11 protein-coding genes are annotated in these 18726 nt (G+C 46.3%); 6 read left to right on the top strand and 5 right to left on the bottom strand.

What is annotated here, in order from left to right; translation table 11 throughout:
- Nucleotides 1-186: 186 nt before the first annotated feature.
- On the bottom strand, nucleotides 187-489 hold the full coding sequence (locus tag MHH89_RS30670; protein WP_036684352.1) for a YunC family protein: 303 nt from the start codon (nucleotides 487-489) through the stop codon (nucleotides 187-189).
- A gap of 214 nt (nucleotides 490-703) precedes the next feature.
- On the opposite strand from MHH89_RS30670, the gene MHH89_RS30665 reads away from it, so the two are divergent.
- Complete coding sequence (locus tag MHH89_RS30665) at nucleotides 704-1231, top strand: hypothetical protein (protein WP_036684355.1); 528 nt, start codon at nucleotides 704-706, stop codon at nucleotides 1229-1231.
- Nucleotides 1232-1307: 76 nt separating this feature from the next.
- Here MHH89_RS30665 and MHH89_RS30660 read toward each other — a convergent pair whose 3' ends face one another.
- Nucleotides 1308-1691, bottom strand: coding sequence for a DUF423 domain-containing protein (locus tag MHH89_RS30660; RefSeq protein WP_036684358.1), 384 nt, complete (start codon nucleotides 1689-1691; stop codon nucleotides 1308-1310).
- 170 nt (nucleotides 1692-1861) lie between these two features.
- Here MHH89_RS30660 and MHH89_RS30655 point away from each other — a divergent pair, with 170 nt between their 5' ends.
- A complete protein-coding gene (locus MHH89_RS30655) occupies nucleotides 1862-2323 on the top strand; it encodes a hypothetical protein (RefSeq protein WP_341088765.1) in 462 nt (153 codons plus the stop codon).
- Between the two features lie 943 nt (nucleotides 2324-3266).
- On the opposite strand, the gene MHH89_RS30650 is transcribed toward MHH89_RS30655, so the two are convergent.
- Complete coding sequence (locus MHH89_RS30650) at nucleotides 3267-3755, bottom strand: hypothetical protein (protein ID WP_036684361.1); 489 nt, start codon at nucleotides 3753-3755, stop codon at nucleotides 3267-3269.
- A 200-nt stretch (nucleotides 3756-3955) separates the two neighbouring features.
- Here MHH89_RS30650 and MHH89_RS30645 point away from each other — a divergent pair, with 200 nt between their 5' ends.
- The 4 genes from MHH89_RS30645 to yhbH all read left to right on the top strand — a co-directional run bounded on the left by MHH89_RS30645 (nucleotide 3956) and on the right by yhbH (nucleotide 14476).
- Nucleotides 3956-4600, top strand: a complete 645-nt coding sequence (locus tag MHH89_RS30645) for a methyltransferase domain-containing protein (RefSeq protein ID WP_341088764.1) — start codon at nucleotides 3956-3958, stop codon at nucleotides 4598-4600.
- Nucleotides 4601-4718: 118 nt separating this feature from the next.
- Nucleotides 4719-11456: a DUF7507 domain-containing protein gene (locus tag MHH89_RS30640; protein ID WP_341088763.1), complete on the top strand. Its 6738-nt coding sequence runs from the start codon at nucleotides 4719-4721 to the stop codon at nucleotides 11454-11456.
- Complete coding sequence (locus MHH89_RS30635) at nucleotides 11453-13138, top strand: DUF11 domain-containing protein (protein ID WP_076310226.1); 1686 nt, start codon at nucleotides 11453-11455, stop codon at nucleotides 13136-13138. The genes MHH89_RS30640 and MHH89_RS30635 overlap by 4 nt, the downstream gene beginning before the upstream one ends.
- Before the next feature lie 174 nt (nucleotides 13139-13312).
- Complete coding sequence (gene yhbH / locus MHH89_RS30630; protein ID WP_036684553.1) at nucleotides 13313-14476, top strand: sporulation protein YhbH; 1164 nt, start codon at nucleotides 13313-13315, stop codon at nucleotides 14474-14476.
- A 1657-nt stretch (nucleotides 14477-16133) separates the two neighbouring features.
- Here yhbH and MHH89_RS30625 read toward each other — a convergent pair.
- Both MHH89_RS30625 and MHH89_RS30620 read right to left on the bottom strand, forming a co-directional pair.
- On the bottom strand, nucleotides 16134-17639 hold the full coding sequence (locus tag MHH89_RS30625) for an alpha-glucosidase/alpha-galactosidase (RefSeq protein WP_076126474.1): 1506 nt from the start codon (nucleotides 17637-17639) through the stop codon (nucleotides 16134-16136).
- A 118-nt stretch (nucleotides 17640-17757) separates the two neighbouring features.
- Nucleotides 17758-18675 carry an AraC family transcriptional regulator gene (locus MHH89_RS30620; RefSeq protein WP_076279416.1) on the bottom strand — a complete coding sequence of 306 codons (918 nt, stop codon included), beginning with the start codon at nucleotides 18673-18675 and terminating at the stop codon, nucleotides 17758-17760.
- Nucleotides 18676-18726 lie beyond the last annotated feature (51 nt).

The raw sequence follows: 18726 nt of genomic DNA, 5'->3' as shown, positions 1-18726 counted from the left end.
GGTAGTAACTTGTCTATTCTTAATTTACCCTTTTACCTGTAATACGAAACAAGGAGAAGCCTTCCATAACACCTTTATTTGTACTAGCATGAGCAAAGACACACCCGATTATGCTTAAATGTGAATACTTGCACACAAACAAAAAGGGCCTAAGCCCCGTTTGTTTGGAATTGTTAAATTTTCCGGTCAGACCATAAGAAGTAACGCTTCCGCACCCGTCATACCTGGTACGATGCCAAGACTCTCTGCTTCTATCGTTACAGACTCCAACGGGGCAGCTAAAAGCTGGGCAAGCGTCCGTACACCCACCGCACGAGCTGCGATGATATGCCGATCACTAAGTGTTTCATTGAGGAGACCGACATCCAGTGCACCGCACATAATATAACCTCGGTTCGTGCTGATGGAGAGCAGTGTAGTTTTGGGAAGCTTAACCTCTACCCCGATCAGCGTATGTTCACCTACTGTAATAGGCTCCATAGTAACCAATAGCAGCACCTCCTTTTTTTCACTATCCACGTTGTATATGTATGCTAATTTTCCTGTGGGTGTGCTGACGGTAGTCCTATGCCTAGTATAAAATGCAGTATAATAGTCCCTATTCCAGTAGTCCTGGGTATATGAATATTGCATGTTTAATGTTATAGTTAATTACATTCCTGTAACCATTCAGAGATGTTCTAAACGAAAAGCTGGGGGATTTATGGACGAGAAACTACAACGCACAGACGGCAATTATTTATTTAACGTCGACATCCTGATTAATGCCCGTACCAACCCGCTTGCACTGCAATTTCTGCTCGAAATGTTGAACAATAATGACCATATCACAGATTTCAACATTAACTCCGGTCTTGAATTAGGGAGAACCATTGACAGCTTGCTACGCTCCGCTAAACTAGCTTTGAATCAAAACTCTGCTCCTCCCATTTCATTAAAGCTGCCTCCAAAATCTACGAAGAAGCAGCTGGATACACCGATAAAAAAACAGGCAGAAACGCCTGCACAGCAAACGGCCATTGAGACGCCAGCTGATGCATACGGGAAGATTCGTCAGTATATTCAGAATAATCAATTGGTACGTTTACGAGCGAACCGGTACGGGAAACAAGTGTCCATGCCCTGTCGTATTTTAAACTTTGATGAAGCAGCCAACTCTATAAGTGTCTACCATGTGGATGAGAAGCAGGTGTACAGCTTTAATCTAAATGAAATCGACGAGTTTCTGTAAGCGCATGCGTTACAAGCCAATAAGCACCCTCCCTCTTTGGGGAACAGGTGCTTATTGGTCTTTCTTTTTTTAACAACTAAGACGACGTTTTACGTGAAAATCCCTCTATCGCAAGGCATAACCAGCCAATTATAAAGCATACCCCACCGATAGGTGTAATCGCTCCTAGCACCTTAATTCCGGAGATACTCAGAACATACAAACTGCCAGAGAACAAAATGGTACCTGCAATTAACAATCGGCCCGCCCAACGTAATCGGGCACTTTCGCCCCATTGGCCCACAGCCAGTGCGATGAGAATTACCCCCAGCGCATGTACCAAGTGATACTGCACACCAGTCTCATATACCTTCATATAGTCTTCACTGATCACTGGTTTTAGTAGATGGGCACCGAAAGCACCAATTCCTACTGCCAGCATTGCTAGCACAGCCCCCCAGGCCATAAATTTCCGTTGCAAATGATTACACCCCCTTAATTTTAGACTCATTCTATCATAACGTAATGCCAGTTCCTATTTCCAGCAGTCATTTTTTATTTTGCCTCATTCAGGGGTTGCTTTTTTAGCATCAATATGAAAAAGTGGATATTAACAACATTTTCATTCTAATCTCTCAAGGAGTGCAAACCATGGACTTAAATTCTCTGTCAAAATCAGACGTACCTGCGGCAGAGGTGGGAAATCCCAATCCTCATCCGGATTACCTAAGCGCTGATTTATCATCTACGCATCAAAAAGTAGAACATGATCTTCAACATTCTGGACCTGGTATTGCTTCGTTCATTATCTGTCTCGTGTCGATCATCGGCTATGCAGCCATCTTTATCTCTATTATAATGAAGTCTTCTTCATTGGTTAATGAGAATTCCGAACTATTAAGCCAGTCCTCGCAATTCATAATGCTTCTAGGATTAACGGTTATTATTCTGGCTGCTCTTAATGTAATCGGTGTAGTCATCGGCATCATTGGGCTTTCCATTCGGAAACGTCGCAAGGTGTTTGGCATTATTGGCACAATAGTCAATGGTGTTATTATCTTACTCTTTATGCTGCTTATTACAACCTTCCTAGTCAATGCTGGAACGCTTTAAGCTTCTTTTAAACATGCTAACTTCATTAAAAAGGGTATCCCAACAACTTTGAGCGGGTTGTGAGGATACCTTTATTTATGTATGAATCCAAAATCTGCATTGGGGAGTCCTCATCTTCATCCGCGGCTCACGGACTCAGATGACGTTATTTACGTTTTTTTCGCCTTTGGAGCACAGTTTCGGACCCCAGTGACGCTATTACATCGAAAAAGGATCCTATTTGGCGCTTTTTATGGCAATAGCTGCGATGGGGTCCGATAGCGAACCAAATGTGAATAAAAGCTGCGTTTAAGAGCTGCTGGGTCCGATAGCAATTCAAATGTCGGATAAAGCTGCTTTTTAGGGCTGCTGGGTCCGATGATGCTGAGTTTTCCCCGTCATCCGCGGCTCACGGACTCAGATGACGTTATTTACGGATTTTCGCCCTTTGGAGCACAGTTTCGGACCCCAGTGACGCTATTGCATCGAAAAAGGATCCTATTGGGCGTTTTTTATGGCAATAGCTGCGATGGGGTCCGATAGCGAACCAAATGTGGGGAAAAGCTGCGTTTTAGGGCTGCTGGGTCCGATAGCGAATTAAATGTAGGGAAAAGCTGCGTTTTAGGGCTGCTGGGTCCGATAATGCTGAGTCCAATATAGGGGCTACTAGTTCCGTTAGTGGGGCTGCTAGATCCATAGTGGTGCTGCTAGATCCAATAGTGGGGCTGCTATATCCATAGTGGTGCTACTAGTTCCGTTAGTGGGGTTGCTATATCCATAGTGGTGCAGCTAGATCCAATAGTGTGGCTCCTAATCCATAATGATGCAGCTAGGTATGCGGACTGTGATTGATCAAACAAAGTCTAGTGTTTTGAGCAAGAACTATGCTTAAAAAATACGAGGTGTCCCAGCAACCACTATATGATTGCTGAGACACCCTCTACTTGCAAATCAATACATTCAATTATTTTGCTAGAGCCAGCTTTGTCAGCACACGCTGCTTGACGGACGGATCGCCCTCCACTGCTTTTTCCACGTATTCAATAACTACGGAATCATCTGAATTCAAAGTATCAAGTATACTCTCCATTCCAGCTGAAATCTCAAAAGCGGTTGGACCTTCTTTTGTCGCAATCTCAACGGAATGACTATCTATTTGTCCGATATAAACGGCCGTCATTTTTATTGTTTTTCCTTCAGCTTTTGGAGTAGAACTAGGTTTAGCTGTGCTCGGATTTTCGGTTGGTGTGGCTGTACTTGGGTTCTCAGTAGGTACGGGAGTGCTTGGAGCTTCTGTAGGCTCAGCTGTGCTTGCGCTCTCGGTTGGAGTTGGAGAAGGTGTTGCAGTCGGTTCTCCTGAAGTCTGTGCCGAATTATTCCCACCGCAAGCGGTTAAGGCAAATGTTAAGGCAGCAATCGCTGCTATGGCGGGTAATGAACGTTGTTTTTTCATGTTGAGTGCCTCCTCTATGTGGCGATTATTTTCAAAGTCATCTTCATAAGTATACTCTTATAACGTTAACCACTCTATGAAAGTTTCATATGAAGTAATTTTAGATAACTTCCAGCCTCTATTAGGCATCCGTCGGATGCAGGCTACAGCGGTATTAATACAATAGTGTGAGCCTGATTTATCCCAAAGGAGTGAGCCCCTTGAAAATCGATATCGGCTGTGGATCTAATAAGGAAGCAGGTTATCTCGGGATCGATCGGATCGCGGGTCCTGTTGTAGATATTGTCTGTGATATTTGCCAAGAGATTCCTCTCCCTGACAATAGCGCTGAGTTTGTTATGGCTAGCCGTGTACTGCCTTATGTGGACAATTTATTCGCAGCCATGGCGGAAATTCACAGAATTAGCATCCATAAAGCAGTTGTTTGCATTCTAGCACCCTATGCCCACAGCTTTGCCCATATGTCCAATCCTTCCTTTAAGCAGAAGTTTGACGAATATACCCCCCGGCATTTTACAGGATCCTTCTTCCAACCCCCATCCGGTCCAGTATGCCCAGCTATTCCAGACTACCCTGTACCCGCACCACCCTTCGATTATCGGTTGCTGCGGATGGAGTTATTCTATCAACACCCTTATGAAGATCCGCTTTACGAAACTGAAGAACTAGAAATACTAAAGACCCTTCAAGCAAATGTAGTGCATGAAATCATGTACCATTTTGTCGTAGTCAAGCACAATATCACTGATCAAGAGCTGGAGCTGATGAGCAGACGTCATTATCCTGAACCTCATGTTCTTGTCGAACGAAGACTTAAATCACAAAACAGACATTTTTTTCTATAATTTTAAGATGGGACATACACTAATACCCATTTTGTATCATAGGCTAACATACAGGTATTAACTGTGCCGTCCTAACTATAGGACGGTTCACTTTTGGCCAAAATCAACCTCGAAGGAGGTGAGAATCATTCCACTAGTCGTACGGGCAACGATCAATGCGACCGGTGCTATCACATTTACCGGCAACACGCTTGGACTTAGCCGCTCCGATACGATCGGAGTGCCAGGGACACTAGACAGCATCGGTGGCTTTACTACTGTTAATACTTCATCGACATTTGGTTCCTATCCTAGCGGAACTACTAGTCTTTATACAAGCAACAGTTCAGCAGCCATACTGGTCCTACCATCTGGCAGCACAGTGCTGTATGCAGAACTGATATGGGGCGGTACCTATATTAACGGAACCGTTAACCTCAGTTCGGCCATTAACAATCCTGTCTCCCTAATAACTCCTGCTGGCAATACATTCAGCGTTACTCCCGATTCAGCAACGAGCAACGTAGTCGATTTGGGAGGTGGTGCATCAGCATATGTTCGTTCCGCCAACGTGACCAGCATTATCCAACAAGGCGGCGCCGGCACCTACACCACTGGCGGTGTAGTGGGTACGATTGTTATCCCTAGTGATTCCACGGCCAACCATGCTGGCTGGACATTAGGCGTAATCTACCAAAATACAGCCTTACCTTTTCGCAATATGTCCCTACGGGCAGGTGCAATACTTGTACAGGCAACCTCAGCCCCAGTTTCAACTACGATCACAGGCTTCGCAACACCAATTACAGGTGCGCTTGGCGGCAGAGCGTTATTCAGCGCACAGGAGGGGGATGCCAACCGTTCGGGGGATCAAGCGTTATTTGGTCCAACCTCGGCTACACTTGTTGCTTTATCGGGACCAAACAACTTTGCCAACAACTTTTTTGCGTCACAGATTAACAATGATGCAGGTAATCTAAACACAACAGGTACCTTTGGAAACCGCAATCAAACCAACGGAAACCCAGGGACCAACATTATCGGCGGCCGTCAAGGCTGGGATATTACCAATGTTGACGTCTCCGCCCGGCTGATAAACAATCAATCTTCAGCCGTATTACAATTAACCACCTCAGGCGATGCTTATGTACTCAACGGTAATGCCATACAGGTTGATATCAATGCTCCTAAAATAAACCTCACTAAAAGCGCTAATGTAGCCGGCCCCATAGTCGGTGATACGGTAACTTATACGGTGACTGTCAGTAATACAGGAACAGCAGGAGCAGCAAGTGTCGTTTTATCAGATGCGCTGCCGGCAGGATCCACTTTTGTAACTGGAAGCGTAGTCGTTGCTGGCGTCGTAAGGCCTACTTTTGATATTACAGCAGGAATCCCATTAGGCTCATTAGCTTTAAGCAGTTCAATAACGGTTACATATCAAGCCAAAGTCACTTCATTGCCGCCAAGTCCACAAAATATCGCAAATACTGCCAACGCTGCCTTTACGTTTCAAAGTGTAGCCGGAGGCCCTATCATGACGGGGGTCATTCCATCTAATACAGTAACCTTACCTGTATATTCACCCGTCCTTAACATTGTGAAATCAGCCAATACCACCAATGCTACGGTTGGAGATCAGATCACCTATACCCTTCAAATCACGAACACAGGAAATATCAGCGCGGTAACAACACTTACGGATAACATTCCCTCAGGCAGCTCTTACGTCGCAGGCAGCTTCACCGTCAATGGAAATCCTGTCGCTGGTAACCCTGCCACGGGGATTGCTATCGGTACGGTTGCCGCCGGTGGCAGTTCTACTGTTCAATTTCGGGTCATCGTGAATAGTCTTCCCTCACCGCCGCAGTTGGTTGACCAAGCAAGCGCCGCTTATACGTTTCAAGTTCCAGATGGGCGAACGGTAACTGGTTCTGCCTCGTCCAACACTTTGTCTATTCCCGTTACAACACCCAATGTTACCGTAGTCAAAAGCGCTGGATTCACCGACGTAACTGTCGGAGATATACTGCTCTACACCTCAGTAATCAGTAACAACGGAATTGCAGCAGTTACCAACGTTTCACTCTCAGATACCATACCTGCGGGTACATCGCTGGTTCCCGGAAGTGTCACCGTCGCCGGTGTATCACAACCCTCAGCTAATCCTGGAACAGGGATTGCTGTCGGTACCATCGCTCCCGGAAGCTCCGTTGCCGTCACTTTTCAAGTCAACGTTATCTCATTACCAAGTCCCGCTCAGCTATTGAATAAATCTAGTGCCTCTTTTAGCTCGGGTGCTTTTACTGGCATTTCAGTCTCAAACACGACTACAACTCCCGTGTATCAGCCTGTAATCCAAATTGCAAAAAGCTCGAACGTTTCCAGTGCAACTGTAGGTGGCAATATTCTTTATACGTTAAATGTTCAGAATTCAGGGAATATCGGGGCGGCTGTAACCCTGAGCGACAATATTCCTTCAGGAAGCGCCTTTGTCTCGGGAAGTGTAACTGTTAACGGTGTTGCTAGACCTGCTGACTCTCCACTTACAGGAATTAACTTAGGCACTTTAGCTTCTGGGGCAGCTGTTCCTGTGACCTTTCTTGTCTCTGTACAATCTCTGCCTGCTCCACCTGTTCTGAATAATCAAGGCAGTAGCAATTACACCTACCAACTGCCAAGTGGAAGATCATTCTCCGGGACCAGTCTATCCAATACCCTAACCATTCCGGTCTCCGCTCCCAACATTACACTAACCAAAACTGCAAATCTAACTAATGTAGCGGTTGGAGAAAATCTTACTTATTCAGTCATAGTGTCCAACCCAAGCAGCGTCACTGTTACTAACGTTGTTGTCTCTGACCCTATTCCTACGGGGGGAGCTTTTGTAGCAGGCAGTGTGACTGTCAACGGTTCGACGGTTGCAGCGGCTAACCCAAGTACAGGTATAGCAATCGGAAGTATCGCCGCGGGCAGCTCTGTCACGGTGTCTTTTAGAGTGAATGTTGCTTCCTTGCCAAGTCCAGCACAGTTTACAAACAGAGCCAGCGCCTCCTTCACCTCTGGGGCGTTCACCGGTTCTTCGCTCTCAAACACGATAGTAACACCTGTATTTCAGCCCATCCTTAGTATGGTCAAAAGCGCCAATGCAGCCCAGGCATCTGTAGGGGGATCTCTCTCATACTCCATCCTGATCAGCAACACCGGGAATATTGCAGCTACTCTATTAGTAACTGATATCCTGCCACCCCAAGCCGTGTTTGACACGAATAGTGTCATTATTGGAGGAACACCTTTGCCCGGATATAATCCGGCAACTGGCATTCCAGTTGGACCGCTCGCTCCTGGTGATAGTGTCACCGTAAGTTTTCTGGTCACAATCACAGCCCTGCCTCCATCACAAGTATTGCTGAACTCTGCTTCAGCGACATATAATTTCACCCTTCCAGACGGGCGTCAGCTCGGTGGAAATGTAGTGTCCAATACGCTCTCTGTCCCAGTGTCCGCCCCTAACGTCAGTGTTGTAAAAAGCGTAAACGCTGCTACTGCTGTTACTGGTGATATCCTTACCTTTACCTCTGTATTGACCAACAACAGTATTGCAACAGTAAGCAATATCATTCTCAGCGATCCTCTGCCTGAGAATGTCGCTTTTATTCCCGGAACCGTAATTGTAAGTGGCACTACCCTGCCGCTAGCAGTTCCGTCCGCCGGCATTCCAATCGGTAGTTTGAGCCCTGGCGCCACAGCTACCGTAACATTCGAGGTGAGGATAACGATGCCGATACCATCACAGATTAACAATCAGTCGTCTGTCAGTTTTACATCCGGTGTATTCTCCGGTTCTTCTTCATCTAATATCACAACTACACCAGTTATTCAGCCCCAAATCTCCTTATTAAAAAGTGCCGCTGATGGAGATGGCGATTTCGATGCTTTAGTTGTCGGTGATTCTGTCATCTACACAGTGCTTGTTAGCAACACAGGTAATCTGGCTGCAAATCTTACGCTAACTGATAACATTCCAGCAGGTACAGTTTTTGTTCCTAATAGTGTCATTGTAGGTGGCATGCCTCAACCCGGATCAGCCCCTGATACAGGGATAGCTGTAGGAAATGTCGCTCCTGGTGCCAGTATTGCAGTCAGCTTCACCGTTGATATCATCTCCCTGCCAACACCTCAGCAGATTAGTAATCAGGCTTCTGCAAGCTTTACCTTTACTCCGCCTGACGGTAGACCGTTATCTGGGACTGCGGTGTCTAACACTGTAACTTTACAAGTCTCTGCTCCTAACATTGTCGTTACCAAGAGCACTACTTCAACATCAGTTGCTGTTGGTGAAACGGTCACTTACAACGTCAATATAACTAATAATGGTATAGAATCTGTTACTAGCGTCTTACTCAATGATCCTACACCGGTAGGGAGTACTTTTGTAACAGGCAGCGTGTCTGTCAACGGAGTTCCATTCCCGAACTTGAATCCTGCTTCGGGGATATCTATCGGCACTCTAGCAGCCGGTGCATCAGCGCTGGTTACTTACAGTGTTACTGTTACCTCCGTCCCTCCTACAGCTTCACTCATCAATCAGGCATCTGTTACCTTCACTTCAGGTGTTATTTCAAGCTCCACTTTTTCTAATACCGTTACTGTCCCTGTGTTCCAGCCGAACATTGCCGTAGTCAAGAGTGCTAGTACAGCCAATGCCACGGTTGGCGATGCCGTTAGCTACACACTGACAGTGAGTAACACAGGAAACTATGCTGCTAATTTAACATTGACGGATAATATTCCCGCAGGTACGGCTTTTGTTCCGAATAGTGTGCTCATCAATGGACTCCCATTAGCGCAAGCGGATCCTTCCACCGGAATTGCAGCTGGAATAATACAGCCTGGAGGAACGACCGTAGTCATTTTCACGGTTGACATCACTTCATTGCCTAGTCCTCAGCAACTGGTCAATCAAGGAACCGCAGCATACAGCTTCACCTTACCCGACGGACGTACACTTAATGGGTCTGCACTCTCTAACACCGTCACTATTCCGGTCTCCTCACCTAATATTGCTGTAGTTAAAACTACAACCACAACATCAACTACAGTCGGTGACACTATTACTTATTCCATAGCTTTAACTAATAACGGGATTGCCACTGTAAATAATGTGGTCTTCACAGACGCCCTTCCTGCCGGCACCACCTTTGTGACAGGCAGCGTGCTTGTGGACGGTGTGCCTCGCACAGGAGTTAGCCCAGCTACTGGAGTGACCCTAGGCAGCATAGCACCCGGTGTAACCGTAACTGTTGCTTTTACCGTAAATGTAGTTTCACTGCCGCCTACTGGATTGTTAAATAATCAGTCAACAGTCAGCTTCACCTCAGGTGTTGTCTCAAATGTAGCCTTCTCAAATATCGTCACGACGCCTGTCTATCTGCCTATCCTTGCAGCAGCAAAAAGCTCCAATTCAGTCAATGCTACCGTTGGGGATACGATTACTTATACTATAAATGTGACCAACACAGGTAACTACGGAGCTTTAGCAACCCTGAGTGACACCATTCCAGCGGGTACAACGTTTATTCCAAATAGTGTACTCATTCAAGGCGCTCCTGCTCCAGGAGCAGACCCAGCTGCCGGGATCCCACTGGGGGTAATCTCCGCGAATGGAAGCCTGTCTGTAATGTTCTCAGTGCTTATCACAACATTGCCGGCAAGCCAACAGCTGCTCAATCAAGCTTCCGTCACGTTTGCATACACACTTCCAGATGGACGGACATTTAACAATTCGATCAATTCCAATACAACAACAATCTCAGTATCCTCACCGAACGTTATCGTCACTAAATCTTCGACAGCTACCGATGCCGTTGTTGGCGATACCATCACTTATAACCTCACTGTTACCAATAGTGGAATAGCAAATATCAGTAACGTTAACCTCAGTGATCCAATACCTGCAGGCTCTAGCTTTGTCGCTGGCAGTGTGACCGTAGATGGCACTCCACGCCCTAGCGCCAACCCAGCGAACGGGATCTCGCTCGGTACACTTGCACCGGGAGCATCTTTCCAAGTCTCGTTCAACACGATTGTCAATGTGCTGCCTAATCCTGCAACGCTTAGTAATCAAGCTTCCGTCAGTTTCACCTCCGGCGCATTCTCAGGATCTTCATTCTCAAATACACTTGTTATTCCGGTATATCAACCTATCATTGTAGTTGTCAAAGGGGCGGACAGAACCGCCGCAACTGTCGGAGATACGATTACTTACTCCTTAAATGTGACGAATACTGGTAACCTCATAGCAAATGTAGTTATTACCGATACCATTCCGAACGGAGCTGTCTTTGTTCCAAACAGCGTGCTCGTGAATGGGGTACCACAACCAGGATCAGATCCGGCTACTGGCTTAAGTATTGGGTCGGTAGCTCCGGGAAGTACAGTAACAGTAACGATTACCTTACAGGTTACTATTGCGTCCCTGCCTTCACCGCAGCAATTGGTCAATCAAGCTACAGCAAATTTCACATTCACACCACCAGATGGACGTTCACTCACGGGATCCTCTGTCTCAAATGTCCTAATTATCCCTGTATCTTCACCTGACGTAAGTGTGGTTAAGAGCACTACTTCTATTGATGCGGTTGTTGGCGATATCATCACCTATACGATTGTTGTCACCAATTTAGGGATTGCACCAGTTAATAATGTCATCATGGTTGACCCTATTCCAGCTGGCAGCCAGTTCGTAACGGGAAGCATTACCGTAGATGGAGCCCCACGTCCTAGTGGCAGTCCGGCTTCGGGAATCGCAATTGGTACAATTGCTGCAGGTGCTTCTTCAACCATTACCTTCCAGGTTCAGGTAGTAGCGTTATGATTCCCGGCTCACGTACCCAACCTGTCGTAACCAATCAGTCCATGGTACTCTTCAACTCGGCAGCGGGTGTTGACGGAATTGTCTATTCCAATACCGTTAACACCCCGGTCGTGGGCCCCGTGCTTTCATTGCTGAAGAGTACAGATAAACTCCACGCCTCTTTAGGCGACACTTTGGTGTATACCATTACAGCCAGTAATAATGGAAATACAGATGCTTTTTTGACGGTGTTTGACATTCTTCCAGAAGGTGTATCCTTTATTTCCAACAGTGTGCTCAGAGACGGTGTGCCTCTTCCGGGGGCTACACCGTCTTCAGGCATCCCCCTTGGTTCTATTGCACCGCAGAATCAAGTGAGCATCGCCTTTCAAGTCGTCATCATTTCCCTGCCGTCTTCCCTAGTGCTGCAAAATAAAGCGCTAGGCCGTTTTTCTTTTTCCACACCGGAGGGAAGAATCGTTAAAGGTGATCTATTTTCAAATTCCGTACAGGTTTCTTTACGCTCCTACCAGCTCTCGACCTCCTTGTCTGCAAGTACTCCGACTTCTTTTATAGGGGATGTAGTCACTTACACCTTGCGGCTTACAAATGAAGGCAACAGCCTTTTAACTCAAATCAACGCAATAATTTCTATTCCGGACGGGGCGGTGTTTATACCGGGGAGTGTCATTGCAGGTGGGATTTATTACCCAGAATCAGACCCGGCTCAGGGGATATTACTCGGTTCGCTGGACACAGACCTAAGCGTTGATATTACTTTTCGTGTCCGAGTAACAGAGTTTTCTCCCTCGTTGGCCTTAACCAACAGCGCGGTTGTCACCTATTCAGTCGATGAGCATACAATTACGACCGAAAGTAACACTGCGGTTGTCTCACTTGTCCAAGCGGGGGTCAACATTAGTAAAAAAGTGGATCATGTTACAGCAGCTCCGGGCGATAATTTGAGATATGAGCTTACGGTAACGAACAACGGGAATCTGGCTGTAAATGCAGTCCTAACAGATGCTATACCTTCAGGTACTCTTTTCGTATGGGATAGTGTTCTCTTAAATGGAGTGTTGCAAAAAAGTGCACGACCAGCGGAAGGCATCCAGTTAGGTACTTTAAGAGGCGGAACTACAGCAGTTGTAGTTTTTCAAGTGAGTATACCTGCAGCCATTAACATTCATGAAATCGCAGCCGTACAAAACCATGGTAGTGTTCAGTATACCTTTGTGCTTCCAGACGGACGGACCGTACGACAAACCTCTCGTTCCAATACCGTTACCACCTTAGTAGTCACACCTGTCATTTCACTCGTAGTCCATGCAAAACCAACTATTGTAGAATCAGGAGAGCGAGTCCAATGTTGGATCTCACTAACCAATAGTGGAAATTGGCCTGCGGAAATATCTCTGAATCGGCTAACCCCGGAAAAATGTTTTCTTGATCCCAACAGCATTGTGATTGATGGAGTTCCGAATCCACAATCTTCATTTGCCGGCACCTTGCCGCTGGGGGTAGTTAATGCTGCATCTATGGTTAACATTCATTATTTTGTCCAGGTGAGTGAACAGGTAATGGGTCGTTTCCTTAAGGGCTCCGTAAATGCTCAATACTCTTTCAATATGGATGGACGTAACTACTCTGGCGAAAGCCAATCTAACAGCTATGTGCTGACCGTAGATGAGATCAGTGAATAAGAAATCACATATCCCTCATCCCCATGAATATACTTTAGTTACAACCCCAAAACATCCCCACAAAGTGAGGCTTTGCTTTCTATGCGTACTCAGGTGCTTTGCGGGGGATCCAAATATATACTTTGCAAAAAATTGCCTCAATCAACATTTCATATTCCATGGGAGGTGGTCATCCTGTCGCAATCATCCGGTCCCTTTTCCTTCGTAGTCTCAAAAGAAGACTGGTCCCTTCATCGTAAAGGTCATCAGGATCAGGAACGCCATCAGCAAAAGGTCAGAGAAGCCATCAAGGATAATTTGCCTGACCTCGTTACCGAAGAAAATATTATTTTGTCAGGCGGTAAGCAGATTGTGAAGGTTCCGATTCGCAGTCTGGATGAATACCGGATTATTTATAACTTCCGTAAACAGAAGCATGTAGGACAGGGCGACGGGGAAAGTCAGGTTGGCGATGTGCTTGGGCGCGATTCACAATCGGCACAGCCTGGCAAAGGAGAAAAAGCAGGTGATCAGCCGGGCCAAGATACCGTGGAAGCAGAGGTCAATCTGGAAGATCTGGAGGACATTCTGTTTCAGGATATGGAATTGCCTCATCTGAAGCCTAAGAATAAGGAAGAGATCGAGGTCAAATCCATAATTTTTAACGATATTCGTAAAAAAGGGATGATGTCCAACATCGATAAAAAACGTACGCTACTGGAGAATCTCCGACGCAATGCAAGCAGCGGAAATCCCGGCATTCACAGTATCAGCCCAGATGATCTGCGCTACAAAACATGGGATGATATTAGAACACCTCATTCCAATGCGGTCATTATTGCGATGATGGATACGTCAGGTTCGATGGGTTCATTTGAAAAATACTGCGCCCGCAGCTTCTTCTTCTGGATGACCCGTTTTCTGCGCCGCCAGTATGAGAAGGTAGAGATTGTTTTTCTCGCCCACCATACGGAGGCTAAGGAAGTCAGTGAGCATGATTTCTTCACCCGTGGCGAAAGCGGGGGAACGATTTGTTCCTCGGCATATCAACGAGCGATTGAAATTATCGATAGCCGCTACCCGCCTGCGCAGTACAATATTTATCCATTTCACTTCTCCGATGGTGATAATCTCACCTCCGACAACGAACGTTGCGTGAAGCTGATCGGAGAACTGCTGAAACGAAGCAATATGTTCGGCTACGGTGAGGTGAACCAATACAATCGAAGCAGTACCTTGATGTCAGCTTATCGCCATCTGAAACATGAACAATTCATGCATTACGTCATTAAAGACAAAAAAGAAGTGTATCAGGCGCTGAAGACCTTCTTTAGTCCAAAGGGTACGGTTAATTCTTAATCCCCCACTCCAAAACGCGGGTATCCCAAAAGCCAAAAATGGCTGATGGGACATCCGCGTTTTTGGCGTTGCTCCTTCTTGAACAAAACAACAAACTTCGTAAATTGCGTCATCTAAGTTCGCAAGTATCAGGGGATGGGCAAATAGCGTCATCTGGGTCCGTAAGATCGAGGGATGGACGAATTGCGTCATCTAGGTCCGCAAGTATCGGAGGATGGGCAAATAGCGTCATCTGGGTCCGTAAGATCGAGGGATGGGCGAATAGCGTCATCTAGGTACGTAAGATGAAGGGATGGACAAAGTGCGTCATCTGGGTCCGCAAGTATCGGGGGATGGGCAAATAGCGTCACCAGGGTCCGTAAGTATCGGGGATGCGTCAGAATAGTATGTAGGGCAACTGTGGGATTCTGGGGTTAGTCGCTTTCGGACACAGATGACCTTATACGTAGCTTTATCGCATATTTGGCTTGCTATCGGACCCCATAGCCGCTATAGGCATGAAAAACACCAAAAACGACCCTCATTCTGAGCAATAGCTGCACTGGAGTCCGATAATATGCTCCAAAGGCGATAAATTTGCAAATAGGGTCATCTGGGTCCGTAAGATCGAGGGATGGGCGAATAGTGTCACCTAGGTCCGTAAGTATCAGGGAATGCGCTGGAAATCCAATTAGGGCAACTGAGGGATTACTGGGGGATCGGCGCTTTCGGACACAGATGACCTTATACGTAGCTTTATCGCATATTTGGCTTGCTATCGGATCCCATAGCCGCTATAGGCATGAAAAACACCAAAAAAGAGCCTCTTTCTGAGCAATAGCTGCACTGGAGTCCGATAATACGCTCCAAAGGCGATAAATTGCTAAATAGCGTCATCTGGGTCCGCAAGATCGAGGGATGGGCGAATAGGGTCATCTGGGTCCGTATGTATCGGGGATGCGTCAGAATAGTATGTAGGGCAACTGTGGGATTCTGGGAGATCGGCGCTTTCGGACACAGATGACCTTATACGTAGCTTTATCGCATATTTGGCTTGCTATCGGACCCCATAGCCGCTATAGGCATGAAAAACACCAAAAACGAGCTTCATTCTGAGCAATAGCTGCACTGGAGTCCGATTATACGCTCCAAAGGCGATAAATTGCTAAATAGCGTCATCTAGGTCCGCAAGTATCGGGGGATGGGCGAATAGCGTCATCTAGGTCCGCAAGTATCGGGGGATGGGCAAATAGCGTCATCTAGGCCCGCAAGTATCGTGGAATGGACGAATAGCGTCATCCGGTTCCGCAAGTATCGGGGATGGGCAAATTGCTCATCTGAGTCCGTAAGTATCGAGGAATGCGTCAGTATAGTATGTAGGGCAACTGTGTGGGATTACTGTAGCCCTCGGCGCTACGATATAGATAAAAAAATAAGCCAGTGAAATTAAACTAACTTTCTTTTTTCAGTTACATAATAACTCCTACTATAAACCTAATTTCACAATTTGGATCGGTACCGATAAACTTGTACTCCCCACCCATGTCAGCTTATTTTCGTAAGCTATGACTGCTGTTTTGTTTTTCCCCCTCTTAGATTTCCATCCTAAAAAAACCTCCAATCCCAAACTATGGAATGTGGAGGTTATTTATAGTTAAAAAGCTTTCAATGCTACACCTTATTGAACCTTCTCTCTATCCTTGCCTTTATCAGACTCACCAGCATTTTTGTTCGCTGCTTCCCGGTCCTGCATCATCTCATCCACCGTCTTCACCTTCAGGCGAGCAGCGCCCTCGTTGTTAGCGTTCGTTGGGATAAGCTCTCCTGAAGCCAAACGTTCCTTGGCTTTAGCAATAGCTTCGCTGTATTGAGGCAGCCACTGTTCCCCTGCGACGAGCATCTCATCGACCATCTGCCAGATTTCTTTTGGATTACATACAGCACCAACGAGTGGATCCATCATAAATGCCTGACGTAACAGCTTATCATCGCCGTGTACAGCTGCTTCAACCGCCAGACGTTGCACTGAAATGCTCACGTTACATACGGCGGCAGGACCCAGCGGCAATTCACCTACCAATGGCATGGAGATCCCGTTCCGGTCTACATATCCCGGTGCTTCGATGATGGCATCATCTGGCAGATTAGAGATTACACCATTGTTCACTGTATTAAAGTGCCCCCGGTACACTCGTCCCGTTTCCAATCCTTCTATAATATAAGAGCCGTGCTCTTCCCCGCGATTCTCCTTCGTATACTCCAATGCCGGGTCTTTCATCCAGTTTGGAAAATCGGTCTCGAACCAATTCCGACCTTCCGTGCAGACACGCAGATAACCGCCTGTTTCTCCGTTAATCCAGCTCCCAAGATCGATCCAATCCATAATTTCATCACTGCGTTTACGGTACCATGGCACGTACTCACTTAAGTGTCCATTGGATTCTGTACTATAGTAGCCAAAGCGACGAAGCATATCGATGCGCACTTTTTCCGTACGGCTGAATTCCGGATGTTTCTCAAAAGCCTCTAAAAGACCTTCGGTCAGATCCTTCCCCTCATGACTTGCTGAAATATACCAGGTCTGGTGATTGATGCCCGCACAGATAATATCAACTTCGGATTTCTTAAGACCATACACATCCGCAATTTGTTGGTGCCCATGCTGTACACCATGACATAGACCGATGGTCCGAACACCACCATATTTATTGCAGGCCCAGGTCAGCATAGCCATCGGATTCGAATAGTTAAGCAAAAGCACATCCGGTGCTGCCATCTCCCTAATATCACGGCAAATATTCAGCATCTCCGCAATTCCGCGTTGCCCGTACATGATGCCACCCGCACACAGAGTATCTCCCACACACTGATCGACTCCGTATTTTAAGGGAATGTCCACATCCGTAGCAAAGGCTTCAAGCCCACCCATCCGAATAGTACAAAATACGTACTTGGCATCCTTCAGTGCTTCTCTGCGATCCGTTGTCGCCTGAATTTGTATATTTAAACCATTCTCCTTAATATCACGCTGGCATAGCTCCGTGACCATCTCCAGATTGTGGCTGTTAATATCCATAAATGAGACTTCGATATTTTTAAATTCCGGTACAGTTAGTAAGTCCCGCAACAATCCACGGGTAAATCCAATGCTGCCTGCCCCTATAAAAGACACTTTAAATGACATGGTTATCATCCTCCGGTAATGAATTGGTTGTTCCTGTCCATTGTAGCAAGGGACCTTAGGAAAGCGTAACCAATATCATGACCTCTTTTGAAAGAAGGTGTCAAAAATCCTAACCTATCTACTGAAAATCATGCTCTTCATAACTCCAGGCGTGACGCTCAATGGAATTGCGGAATTCTACAGGCGTGCAATCGGCGTATTTTTTAAAAAGAAGGTGAAAATATTGCCTGCTGCTAATTCCTACGTAATCTGCAATTTCAGCAATCGGGATGTCGCTCTGCCCAAGCAGCATCTTCGCTTTCTCCATTCGCAGCATGTTCAAGTAATCGCTGAGCGTCCGACCCGTATGGCTCTTAAAAATTCGATGCAAATATCCGGGATGCAGATTAACTGCGGCAGCGATGTCCTTAACCTGAATGTTCTGGTCATAGTTCTGATGCAGGAATTCAATGCTCCGCCGCACATAAAGCTGCGAGGGCTGTTGGCTGGTATGAAGCTGCTCTTGCCGAAGTCTGGATAACCGCAACAGAAGCTCACAAAATAATAAATCAACCATACTTCCACCCTTTCCGCCGCTCTGATCAAGCTCTAACACAAGTCCCTTTAGAACATGATAGATTTCCTCCGGATCAGGCATTACTAAACTGGAAAAAGGAAGCTGCAGCATTTCTGCGAGCGCCGTTTCTTCACGGGCTAGCTTGCCGACAGAGGGTGCAACCCCTCTATATTCCATGAACCCAAATTCCACATTTAGCATCCGACAAGGTGCCCCCTCTTCAACAATCAGCCTATGCGGAACATTCGCGTCTAAAATGATCAATTCTCCCCGCTTCAGCCGAACTCTCTCTTCTCCTCCTGAGCTTGGACGGACATCTACGATACAACTTCCTGAGATCAAATACATGATTTCCGTTGAATTATGCTGATGGTAAGACATATTGTAGTTATTCCACTGTTTATAATAGTAAGCAAAAAAATGAGGACTATAATCTCCCTCGATTAAAACCTGCTGAAAAAGACTCCCGCTGGGGCTCAGATTTAAGTTCGTCAATGGATCACTACTTTCTTCATTTATTACTTAATACAA

The sequence above is a fragment of the Paenibacillus sp. FSL H7-0323 genome (genome assembly GCF_038002725.1).
Lineage (GTDB): Bacteria > Bacillota > Bacilli > Paenibacillales > Paenibacillaceae > Paenibacillus_AQ > Paenibacillus_AQ odorifer.
Note: the sequence above shows the minus strand (reverse complement) of the source record. Positions and strands in the feature narration are given on the sequence as shown.